The sequence below is a fragment of the Rhizobium sp. BK060 genome (assembly GCF_014193145.1).
GTDB lineage: Bacteria > Pseudomonadota > Alphaproteobacteria > Rhizobiales > Rhizobiaceae > Rhizobium.
This window is the reverse complement of record NZ_JACHYW010000001.1, coordinates 1-12,898: the sequence shown is the minus strand read 5'-3', so window position 1 is coordinate 12,898 and position 12,898 is coordinate 1. Positions and strand designations below refer to the sequence as shown.

The 12,898-nt window shown below is 60.1% G+C and carries 4 protein-coding genes; 1 reads left to right on the top strand and 3 read right to left on the bottom strand.

From position 1 onward, the window contains the following. Positions 1-7: 7 nt before the first annotated feature. The 3 genes from FHT71_RS00020 to FHT71_RS00010 form a co-directional block, all read right to left on the bottom strand. Entirely contained in the window at positions 8-1,525 is a 1,518-nt protein-coding gene (locus tag FHT71_RS00020) for a putative N-acetylmannosamine-6-phosphate 2-epimerase (protein ID WP_183718583.1), read from the bottom strand. 68 nt (positions 1,526-1,593) lie between these two features. Then, positions 1,594-2,343 carry a GntR family transcriptional regulator gene (locus FHT71_RS00015; protein ID WP_183718581.1) on the bottom strand — a complete coding sequence of 250 codons (750 nt, stop codon included), beginning with the start codon at positions 2,341-2,343 and terminating at the stop codon, positions 1,594-1,596. A gap of 144 nt (positions 2,344-2,487) precedes the next feature. After that, positions 2,488-3,897, bottom strand: a complete 1,410-nt coding sequence (locus FHT71_RS00010; RefSeq protein ID WP_245505604.1) for an ATP-binding protein — start codon at positions 3,895-3,897, stop codon at positions 2,488-2,490. A gap of 392 nt (positions 3,898-4,289) precedes the next feature. Here FHT71_RS00010 and FHT71_RS00005 point away from each other — a divergent pair. Continuing rightward, on the top strand, positions 4,290-12,898 hold an 8,609-nt coding region (locus tag FHT71_RS00005; protein ID WP_183718579.1), incomplete at its 3' end, for a peroxidase family protein.

Sequence of the window (12,898 nt, the reverse complement as noted above, 5' to 3'; positions counted from 1 at the left end):
CCCGCCGCTACTTGCCCCCTCCAGCAAGGTCTGCGGCGCCAATGATGCCTGCGTGGTGGCCGAGCTTTGCCGCGACAAGACGCGGAGTAAGCCTTAACGACAGGCCCGACAGATGAGTGCGCATTAGATCGAGATAGCCCTCGGCCAGGCCGATGCCGCCGCCAATGACGATCACATCAGGATCGAACATCATTTGGATATCCCGGCAGAGTGTCGCGGCGCGATAAGCCGAACGGGACATGATGTCGCTCGCCCAGCTCTCTTTGTTGCGGGCGCGGTCGAAAACCTCGACGGCATCGGCCGGATGGCCGGTCTTCAACGCCTCGTTGGCGATCCATTTGCCCGAAGTCTGATCTTCGAAAGCAGCCTGCCCCTGCGATGGAGACCGGATCAGGCCAAAGTGGCCGGCAAGCCCCGACAGCGGCTTGCCGTTGATAACGACACCTCCCCCGATACCGGTCGAGATCGTCAAAAAGACCAGGTTCTTGCCTGTCCCTGCCCCAAACTTGTATTCGCCCCAGGCTGCGGCCTGCGCATCGTTGATGGCAAAAGCGGGCCTGTCAAACAGTGCCTCAACGCGGTCGACAAGAGGGTAGCGATCGGGAACCGGGAGCGTCGCCGGATTGAGCGCTGACCAGTTGCCGCCTTCGATGAAGCCGGTCACCGCAATGCCGATCCGTGTGTATCGATCCCGCCAGGTTGCCGTGCTTGCAGACACGCCCGAAAGCCAGGCGTCCGGGCCGGCGTCTCGTTCGGTCGCGACCACAATCTCTTCCAGAACGGCATCGCCGCTGACGAGCGCTGCCATCGTCTTGGTTCCGCCGATGTCGATGGAAAGCACGGTCTCGCGATGGGCGTTGTGATATGCCTTGTCGATTGCCTCATTGAACCACGAGGTGACGTGTTCGGTGCGGGTGATGGCCGAGCCCACGACGACGGCAAACGCCCCCGCTTGTGCTGCTGCTCGCGCCTGCTCGGGGGAACGGATGCGGCCCTCGGCGATGACAAAAGGCGTGAGTTGCCGCATCGCCGCGATGAGTTCGATATCGGGGTCGAGCGGTTCCGGCCCGCCGACGTAGCCAGAGAGCGTGGTGCCGACGAAATCGACGCCTGCGGCAAGCGCCCGCCTTGCGTCGTCGAGCGACGAGCAGTCCGCCATCGTCAGCTTGCCCTTCGCCTTCACGGTGCGGATAAGCTCCTCCACCGAAGCCGGGCGAGGCCGGTTCGTCGCGTCAAAGGCGATGATATCGGCACCGGCGTCGGCCAGCGCTTCGGCATCGGCGACGAAAGGCGTGATGCGAACCTGAGTATCGGGAAGATCCCGCTTGACGATGCCGACAATCGGAGCAGAAACGACGGCGCGCACGGCTTTGACATAGGCGACCGACTCGATCCTCAACGCCTTGGCGCCGGCATCACGCGCCGCTTTCGCAAAGCCGGCGACGAAATCGGCATCATCCATCGGTCCGCCGGGAACCGGCTGGCAAGATACGATAAGGCTATTCCTGATGTCTTCCCGTTGCACTCGCGACACTCCATTTCGGCATCACGATAGAAAGAAAATACCAGATTACAACCAGTTTGTATCTGGTCTTATCGCTGCAGTTCGAAGACGAAATCGTAGACGTCGCCTTTGTACCGTGTCTCACAGTATTCCACGATCTGGTCGTCAGGCAGGAAACAGCGTCTTTCGGTCATCAGTAGTGGCGCGCCTATCTCGCAATGAAGATGCCCCGCATCCTCGCTGGACGCCGCCTTCGAGCGCATGCGCTGGATTGCCCGTTGCGGCATGAAACCACGCGCCTCAAGAGCCTCGTAAAGTGAGTCCCGGACCAGATCAGGCGATGGAAGAAAGCGCGTCGGTACGGTTGACGTCTCGACGGCGATGGGTGTGCCATCAGCCGTGCGCACACGTTTCATTCGGATAACGCTTGCATTCGCCGATACGCCTAGCGCCATCATCTCTGTGGGCGAAGGGCGACTTATCTGCTTGGAAATCCACACACATCCGGCCAGCATACCACGTGCGCGGATGTCTTCTGTGAAGCTGGTCAACGTCGACATCGACTTCTCGACCCGCGATCCGATCTCCGTCTTGAAGCCATGGCGACGATTGAGAAGGCCCTCTTCCTCAAGCAATGCCAACGCTTTGCGTACCGTCACGCGAGAAAGCGACAGCCTCTCGGCAAGGACCCGTTCGCCGGGCAGGACGGCACCGGGCTTTACGGCGTTGGAGCGAATGGCAGCTTCGATGGCCGACTTGAGCCGCTTGTAAAGGGGAACGTCTGCTGCCGCCAGGCTCAATTGCCCGGCGAGATGTTCAATCAAGCTGATATCCGGCATAGCTCACCTCGCGACCGATCAATCGCTAAAAGATTCTTGGAAATCGTCATCTGGAGCTATACTGGTATTATCTCGTTCATGCAAATTCTGCATTATGGTCTCAGCGTAGCCTTGGTCGCGCCGCTCGCACGGCTGTCCCAAAGACTACTCTAGTGGCAGGACGACAATCACCAAAGTACCGTTGCTGCGGCGGATCGTGCGTACCTTGCCGCCGAAGGCACGAATGCGCCGTTTCTGCATCAGCTTGCCCAGCCGGATTCGTTGTGGGGCGAGGGCCGGCGCTTTGGGTGGGCTGCCGATGTCGGCGATGGCGATCACGATGCGATTGCGTCGCATGCCATAGCGCAGCTGCTGTACATTTCCAGGCGCATGCCTGTGGGCATTGATCAAGGCCTCCTGGATGAAACGATAGACGCAGATATTCAAATGCCCCCTGCTGGGATCGACGTCGAGCGCCCCTTTGATGGCCACGCGATTGCCGGTCAGGTCTGTGTGGCGGCGAACGGCAAGCAGGATGGTTTCATTGAGGGAAATGTTATCGAGTTCCGGCAGGACGAGGCCTGAAGAGATGTTGCGGATTTCATCCAGGACGACCGTTACAAGCCGCAGCAGTTTGCCAATACCCTCGACGGGAACAGCCACCGTGTCGCCGCCTCCCAGTGAGGGCTTCATGTCACTGAGCCGCAGCTTGACCAGGGTGAGCACCTGTATTGGCCCATCGTGGAGGTCGCTGCCGATCTGGTCGAGGATCTTTTCGTTGAGCTTGCCGGCCTCTTGCCTTGCACGCTCCGCTTCAAGCCGCAGGCGCCTATTCTGATTGGACAATTCCAGCGCATGCCGCAGGCTGGCTCTGATGGCGGTGTGCTGGTCGTCGATAAGGCGGCTGCCGCTACGCACGATCATATAGAGAAGGGCGAGCATGGGAACGGAAACGAGCAGTACGATCATCAGCGTCGACCGCCACGCGCCGGCGATCTCGGTAAGCAGGTAGTCGGGTCGCTCGTAGAATTCTCCGACGAGGACGACCTTGCCGGCGTTGTCGCGAACCAGCGGGGCATAGACCTCTATGTACTCAGCGTGTCGCTCCTCCCCGGAGTAGGCATGCTTGGAAATCATCGTACGCGATACGACCACCTCTCCAGTGAGCGCTCGTTTTAGCTCGTCAAAGACCTGTTCCCGGTCCACTTTCCGTCCGGCCGTCGAATAAAACAGGCTGGCGTCCGGGTTCCAGATCTTGATCTCACGCACGTGCTGGCCAAGCGGACTATCGCCAAGGAGCTGATCGAGCTTCGCCTTTACCTCAGGCGAGAGCCTCTTCGTGCGGATGTCCTCCTCGGAGATGAGCGGTTCTACGAATGTCTGCAGATAGGCTGCGCCCACGCTGCCGGCACCCTTCATGATCGCCTTCTCGATGCTCTTCGTGGTCCAAAGACCGAGCACGAACATCAGCGCGAGGACAATCAGCGACGCAATAAGGATGAATTTCACCTCGAGGCGCGCATTGCGCACCTTGTCGCGTGCCCGTTGCCATACAGCGACCAAGCGCGTTTGCATCCCCCACTTCGCCTCGCTTTGCGTCAACACCATACTCCCCCCGAATCGTGACGCCCCTGATTATATTAATGTTTGCGAATATTTTTCCCGCTGGCAACACATACTGATCACGTTCAGTGAAAGCGGCAGCGCCTCGGTGCACGCACGCGTTGGTGTCCTTCAGTCCGTTGCGAAGTGTCCTTCAGGACAGTTTCTTCGAGCCTTTGGTTGGTTTGAGTATTGCGACCTTTGTTGCTTATTTTGGATACTATAGTCTTGGCAATCGCAAGACCTTGTTCTCTGTCTGCTCGAGATATCGAAATATATAAATAGCGCAATCGAAGAATATTCCACTTTCTGGCGGCTGTATATTCCGTCGGGGGTGGGGATTTGCGCCCGGATAGGAGAGGGAAATGACTGCGTTTACGCTGAACCTGCAGGACATGAATTTCATTCTGCGTCAGATCAAGATTGCTGAGGCGCATGCCAGCGGCACGCCGCTGACCGAGATTTATGTCAATGCGGATGGGGACGTCGTTTCGGCGGGGACGCCGGGTGCCCTGCTTGCAATTCCCGATCCACATGTTCCTGCCGGTCTGAGGACGGTTGACGGAATGGATAACAGCGTTGTGCCGGGCCGGGAGACCTGGGGCGCGGCAGATCAAGCGATGCCGAGGCTGCTCGACGGTACCATCGTCAACGACGCTGATGGCGACACGATGCCTCTGGGACCCGGGGTGACCGTTACGAATAACAATTATGGCGCTGCCGGCAACGTTGCCGATGCCGATCCGCGCATCATTTCCAACCTCGTCGTTGACATGAGCACCAGCAATCCTGCTGCGCTCTTCGCCGCGCTGACGTTTGCAGGTTCCGAAGATCCGCAAGCTGATCTCGAACGTCTGGTTGCCGCCCGCGTGACGCAGGCACAGGCAGACGCAGCGGTCATCACGGCTCAAGACGCGGTCAACTTGGCAAACAATGCGTTGAATGCGGCTGTGGTAGCCTATAACCCGGCCGATCCAACGACGATCGACGCCATTCAGGACGCGGCGGAAGCACTTACCGCAGCCGAAGAGGCTCTCGCTGATGCGCAGGTCGTCGCAACTGACCCGGAGGCAGCATTCCTGGCGCTCGCCGAAGAGCTTGGTCTGACTGTGAACGATCAAGGGTCGCTGGTTATCCCGAACGTTGCGCCGGATGAAGGCCTGACCGCGCCGTTCAACGGATGGATGACATTTTTCGGCCAGTTCTTCGATCACGGTCTCGACCTGATCGCCAAGGGAAACAATGGAACCGTCTATATTCCGCTGCAACCCGACGATCCGCTCTATGACAAGGGTCTGGACGGGATCGCCGGCACGCCGGACGACGGGCGTACCAATTTCATGGTGCTGACGCGCGCAACGCCGAATGGCGCTACCCAAACCAATACGACGACATCGTTTGTGGACCAGAACCAGACCTACACCTCACACGCATCCCATCAGGTATTCCTGCGCGAGTACAAGCTGAACGCCGATGGCCAGCCCGTCGCGACGGGCAGGCTTCTGGATGGCACTCACACGGAAACCTCGCCCGACGGCATCGTCACCACCACCAAGAACGGTTTGCCGACCTGGGCCGATGTGAAAGCACAGGCCCTGATGCTCGGTATCGAGTTGACGGACCTGGATGTTGTGAACATTCCGCTCCTGCGCACCGACGCCTACGGCAATTTCATTCCGGATCCTGTAACGGGTTACGCTCAACTCATCCTCAATATCGGCGCCGATGGGATACCGAACACTGACGATGATATCACCGTTTCTGGTATCCCGGCCGATCCGATTGCCGGTACGCCTGCCATTCCGGTCAATACCTTCACAGCGACTGTGACTATCGGCTCCACGACCTATACCGGTGCCGTTCGCACGGGTCATGCCTTCCTCGATGACATCGCCCACAATGCGGTGCCCACCGGCGTCTTTGATCCGGATGGGCCGGCTGGACCTAGTGGCGATATTGCTATTCAGGCAGACGATGACGAAATACCCGGTAACGCTATCGCCACGGACTTCCGCGGCCGCAAGGTTGCCTACGACGACGAGCTGCTCGACCGACACTTCATCACCGGTGACGGCCGCGGCAACGAAAACATCGGCCTGACCACCGTCCACCACATCTTCCACTCGGAGCACAACCGCCAGATCGACTCCCAGAAGCTGATCATTCTGCAGGGCGGCGATCTTGAGTTCATCAACGAATGGCTGGTTGGCGACATTACGGCTCTGCCCGACGGTTTTGCGACCATGACGGCGCTTCAACAGCTCGCCTTCGCAAATAGTCTCGATTGGGACGGCGAGCGTCTGTTCCAGGGTGCCCGCTTCGCGACCGAGATGCAGTACCAACACCTCGTCTTCGAGGAGTTCGCCCGCAAGATCCAGCCGGCGATCGACCTGTTCGTCTTCAACAACATCACCGACATCAATCCGTCGATCTTCTCGGAGTTTGCCAACACCGTCTATCGCTTCGGCCATTCGATGCTGACGGAGAACATGCCGCGCGTCTTCATCGACGAGGATGGTGTCGTAACCAGCACTGACAACATGGGACTGATTACGGCATTCCTCAATCCCGTCGCCTTCAACAATGATGGCGCAGTAACCGCGGAGGAGGCGGCCGGCGCCATCGTTCGCGGCATGACCGTCGAGCGCGGCAACGAGATCGATGAGTTCATCACCGGTGCATTGCGCAACAATCTGCTCGGCCTGCCGCTTGACCTTGCGACGATCAACATTGCGCGCGGACGCGACACCGGCATCCCGTCGCTGAACGACGCCCGCGCTCAACTCTTTGCGGCGAGCGGTTCGAGCTTCCTGACACCCTACGACAGCTGGACCGATTTCGCGGCGAATCTGAAGAACCCGATCTCGGTGGTGAATTTCATTGCTGCCTATGGCACCCACAGTTCGATCACCGCGCAAACGACGGTCGCCGGCAAGCGCGACGCCGCCTGGGCTCTCGTGTTCGGCGAGCCTTCCGGCACGGCGACCGTGGTTCCCGGTGATCGGCTGGACTTCTTGAACAGCACCGGTACGTGGAACGCCGGCAATAGCGGCCTCAATACCATTGATCTGTGGATTGGCGGCCTTGCCGAAAAGCAGATGCCGTTTGGCGGCTTCCTGGGCTCGACCTTCAACGCCGTCTTCGAAGCGCAGCTTGAAGCGCTGCAGGACGGCGATCGCCTTTACTATCTGACCCGCACGCAGGGCCAGAACTTCCTCAACATGCTGGAGCAGAACTCGTTCGCCAAGATGATCATGGCGAACACCGACATTTCTCAGCCAGGCGCAGACGGCATCCGCGGCACGGCGGACGACATCATCAATCGCCATATCGGCGTCGATTCCTTCGCGAAGTACGACCTCGTCCTCGAAGTCAATTCCGCCAACCAGGCCGACTACAATGGCGCCGCGGCAGGCGGTGATCCGCTCGGCACCGACGCCGCGCTCGAGGCCATGGGGCTCGGCAAGGTGGCGCGCAACGATCCCGGTACCTTAGGTGCGGACCCGAATTATCTGCGCTTCACCGGCGGCGAGCACATCGTCGTTGGCGGTACGAACAATGACGACACCATCATCACCGATTTCGGTGACGACGGCATCTGGGGTGATGCTGGCAACGATCGCATCGAATCCGGCGCCGGCGTTGACCTCGTCAATGGTGGTGCCGGCGACGACATCATCACCGACAGCGGCGATACCGGCGACTTCCTGAAGGGGGACGAAGGTAACGACGTGATCGCCAATTCCAACGGGATCGACGTCCTGATGGGCGGCAAAGGAAAGGATGCGATCTTCGTCGGCGTCGACGACACGGAAGTCTTCGGCGGCGAGGGTGACGACTTCATCCTAGGTGGCGAAGGCGTCGATCTTTTGATGGGCAATGAAGGCGACGACTGGATCGAGGGCGCCGGCGGCTTCGATACGACGGCAGGGGACAATTCGGAACTGTTCTTCAACAGCATCATCAACGGCCACGACGTCATGTTCGCCGGCAACGACGAGAACGACTTCGACGGCGAGTCCGGCGACGACATCATGGTGCAGGGCGAGAGCGTCATGCGCAACGAAGGTATGTTCGGCTTCGACTGGGCGATCTTCAAGGACGTTGCTCGCAATGCCCATGCGGATATGAACATTCCGATCTTCACGACTGAACAGGAGGATGTTCTGCGCAACCGCTTCGACAAGGTCGAGGCGCTGTCCGGCTGGGACCATAACGACACGCTGATTGGTGACGAGCGCACATTTGGTGTGATCGCGCCTGGCGATACTGTCGCGACGACGGAAAACATTTTCTTCAATGACAGCCTCGATGCGGCGGGGTTGAATCGCATTGCCGGGCTCTCCGAAATCGTCGAACTCGATGCGGATGGTCTCTTCCAGAGCGGCAACATCCTGCTCGGCGGCGGCGGCCACGATTTGTTGCAGGGCAACGGTGGGGATGACATTCTCGATGGTGATCGTTGGCTGAACGTCAGGATCCGCATAACTGCGGGATCGGACAATGTGGAAGCGGATGAGATCGCTTCCGTTGACAGCATGAAGCACGTCTTCACAGCGGCGGAAGCTCCTGAACCAGCGTGGATCGGAAAATCACTCTTCGAATTGCTGGTCAATCGCGTCATCAGCCCCGATCAGATGCATATCGTGCGCGAGATCAGGACCGATGATGGCGCCGGCGATATTGATACGGCAGTCTTCCGAGGCGGCCGGAGCGAGTATGAAATTGAAGGCATCGATTTCGCCAGTGACGGTGACGAGCAGACAACCGTCCGGCATTTGGTGGACACAGCCGTCGGTGGCGTTGCCGTGAACGATGGCATCGACAAGGTCAGCAACATCGAACGCCTGCAATTCGCCGATGAGACCGTGGAACTCGTTCCTGTTAACGACAATGCGCCGGTGGGCAACCCTGTTATCGAAGGCGTGGCTCAGATTGGGCAGCTTCTCAGGGTGCAGATGGATCCCGATGGTTCCCTGGCGAATGTCACCGATGCGGATAATCCGAATGGCGGCAAAATCTTTCCGCCGTTGGTGATCGAATGGCAGATCGAAACGGATCCGGGCGTTTTCGTCGATACCGGCTTTCGCGGTCCGTCGTTCACACCGGCAAACGATGGCGAATTCGAAGTCGGCGCAGACGTCCGTATTCGGGCCATCGTCCGCTACACGGATGCGCGGGGCATTCCGTACGCGGTCGCTTCAATACCAACCGACCCGCTCGTTCCGGCAACCAATCTCGTGGCGACAGAAGGTGATGACGTACTGGTCGGCACGCCCGGTGACGACACGATTGACGGCCTCGGCGGCAACGACGTCATTTTCGGCCTGGCTGGAGACGATGACCTGATAGGCGGCGCAGGCGACGACGAAATCTTCGGCGGACTGGGAGGTGATACCCTCACGGGCGGTGGCGGCAACGACATTCTCGACGGCGGCGAAGGCGACGACACGGCTGTCTTTGCCGGCAATCGGGCCGATTTCACCTTCGAGATCAACGCCGAAGGTCAGCTGGAGGTGGTTGGCGCGACCGAAGAGGATGCCGTCATCAGCATCGAGCGGTTCCAGTTCAACGATGCTGTTGTAACGCTCGCCGAAGTGGAAGCTGGCTTGCCAGACACGATTCCCACAGAAGGTGCCGACACCATCACGGGAACCGAAGGCGCGGACGCCATCGACGCGCTTGGCGGCAACGACACGATCAACGCGCTCGGTGGCGACGATGACCTCGTCGGCGGTCTGGGTGATGACGTGATCAACGCCGGCGCTGGCGACGACACGATCGCGTGGGAAGTCGGCGACGGCCGCGACATCATCGATGGTGGCGCTGGCACTGACCGCTTCCGCGTCCGCGGCGACAACAGCGATGAGACATTCTTCGTCGAAACCGAGGCGGACTTTCTGTCTCGGACGGGTCTGCCTGCCAGCTCCCTCCAGGCCACTACCGAAATCGTTATCTCCCGCAGCGTCGGCGCCGGACCTTCGATCGTCGTGGCAGAACTGGCCGGGATGGACGAGATCGATATCAACGGCGGTGGCGGTAACGACACCTTCGTCGTCTCTGGCGATTTCGCAGGGTCGGATCTCGATCCGAGCACGATCACCATCGACGGCACCAGCGGCGACGACACGGTTGACATTACCGGTCTCGACTCGCAGCACCGCATCGTCTTCCGCTCGAATGGCGGTGACGACACCATCATCGGCACCCTGCGCCCGCAGGACGTGGTCGAGCTGGCTCCGGGGTCGGTGATCTCCGGCTACACCTTGAGCGACAACGTCAACGGAACGAGGACGCTGTCGAACGGCACGCATTCGATCACCTTCACTGGTGTCGTCCCGCCGCAGTTCGTCCCCCCAGATGACGACCCGAACTCGGGACCGTTTGCCTTCACGGCGGCCGACCTCGCGGGTCTCAAGAACCTGGTGAACGGGCTGCCTGCCTTCGAGGATGACGACGACACTGAAGGCTTCGGTGGCGTGCGCAGTCTGTCTGGCCATGGCAACAACGAAGGCAACCCCGATTGGGGTGCCGCCGACGAGCCGTTCATCCGGATCACCAGTCCGCACTTTGGCGAATACGATCCGGCGACCGGCAACAATCAGGTCAACCCGATCTTCGAAGGGCTCGATCCACGCAGCATCAGCAACGTGCTGGGAGCCCAGGAAGCCAACCTTGCGAAGAACGCGGCCAACGCCAACATCTTCTTCATGGCGTTCGGCCAGTACTTCGATCATGGCCTCGACTTCCTGCCAAAAGGCGGCAACGGAACGCTCCAGATTGGTGCGCCGGGCAATGGAGCGCCTGGTTCCGGGAACCCCGCGGATCTGACACGTGGCACCGTCTACGACATCGACGAAAATGGCGTGACGCAGCATCTCAACAAGACTTCGCCCTTCGTCGACCAGAACCAGGCCTACGGATCGCATGAGCTGATCGGTCAGTTCCTGCGTGAAAGCGATGGGAACCAGGGCTTCGGTTCGCACCTGCTGCAGGGTGCGGTGGATCCGTCCAACACTGAGTTCCGGCTGCTGCCGACGCTGCGTGAACTGATCATGCATCACTGGCAGGCCAATACGATCTTCCATGATCCGGCGGTGCCAGGCGGACAGATCAGCTTCCGCGATTATTTCGCCGGTCTGGTCGATGCGACCGGTCACATCAATGAGGCGATGCTGCCGCAGATGACGTCCAACTTCATGGGCAGTGGCCATGCGCTGCTCCTCGACACCAACCCGTTCATCAGCCTGCTCGATCACTATGTCGTCGGCGATGGGCGTGGCAACGAGAACTTTGCGCTGACCTCGATGCACACGATCTGGGCACGCAATCACAACTTCCATGTGGAACTTCTGGAGCAGTCTGGCTTCCAGGGAACGGCCGAAGAGCTGTTCCAGGCCGCCAAGATGGTGAACGAGGCCGAGTATCAGCGTGTCGTGTTCACCGAGTTTGCCGATATGCTGATCGGCGGCATCCGGGGCGATGGAAGCCATGGCTTCGAGGAATACAATCCCAATGCCACGGCCGCGATCTCGCACGAATTCGCAGCAGCGGTCTATCGCGTTGGCCACTCGCTGATCGGCCAGACGATGACCGTGATCGGGCCGGATGGCGAGCCGAGGCAGGTTGCACTCTTCGACGCCTTCCTCAATCCGAGCAATGATCCCAGCGTTTTCAAGGGTTCTTTGCCTCCCGGCTACGTGCCCCAACCTGGCTACGAGCAGCTCGGCGTCAATTCGATCCTCGGCGGCATCGTGACTCAGGATGCGGAGGAAGTGGACTTCAACATCGTCGACGCGGTGCGCAACGATCTCGTCCGTATCAACGCCGACCTGTTCTCCTTCAATGTCGCCCGCGCCTGGGATGTCGGGCTCGGTACTTTGAACCAGGTGCGCATGGATCTGGCGGCATCGACCGATCCCTATGTCAGGGAAGCACTCGGCTATGCCGGCGACCTCTCGGCCTACACGTCCTGGGAGGACTTCCAGGCCCGCAATGGCCTGTCGGACGCCGTCATCAACCAGTTCCGCCAGGCCTATCCCGATCTCGTGCTGCAAGCGGGCGATATCGCCAGCTTCCAGACGAGCAACCCTGACATTCAGGTTGCGATCCAGCCGGACGGAACCGGCATCGTCAAGGGCATCGACCGTGTTGATCTTTGGGTCGGCGGTCTCGCCGAAAAGCACATCAACGGTGGCATGGTCGGGCAAACCTTCTGGGTCGTGCTGCAGGAGCAGTTCGATCGCCTGCAGGAAGCCGACCGCTTCTACTACCTGAACCGTTTCGACAACTTCGATTTCTACGAGGAGTTTGTCGACGGCCAGCAGTTCGCCGATATCGTGGCCCGCAATACCGGCCTGACGGGCCTTTCTGAACACATCTTCGAAACCGAGCCTCTCGATGACGAAGATGACGAAGATGACGACGATGATGGTGACGGTGACGACGACGATGATGACAACAGCGGTCCGGGAGGTGACGACGACGACGATGGCGACGACGACCAGTCTGGTGGCGACGATGACGACGATGATGACGACTCATCCGGCGGCGATGACGACGATGATGGCAACAGCGGCCCGGGAGGCGACGACGACGATGACGACGACGACCAGTCTGGTGGCGACGATGACGACGATGATGACGACTCGTCCGGCGGCGATGACGACGAGGACGACGGCAGTGTCCCGCTTCCGGTCGCGGCACGGACGTTGATCGGGACGAGTGCTGCGGATGTGCTGCTTGGTGCGGCGGGTGCCGATACGATCCTTGCCGGTGGCGGCGGGGACATCGTGGCCGGCGATGGCGGCCACGATATCCTGCGCGGCGAGGACGGCGACGACGTGGTGACGGCTGGCGACGGCAACGACAGCGTCACCGGCGGGGCCGGTGACGACGAGCTGCATGGCGGGTCAGGCGACGACATGCTGTTTGGCAATGCCGGCAAGGACATGATCCATGGCGAGGGCGGCTC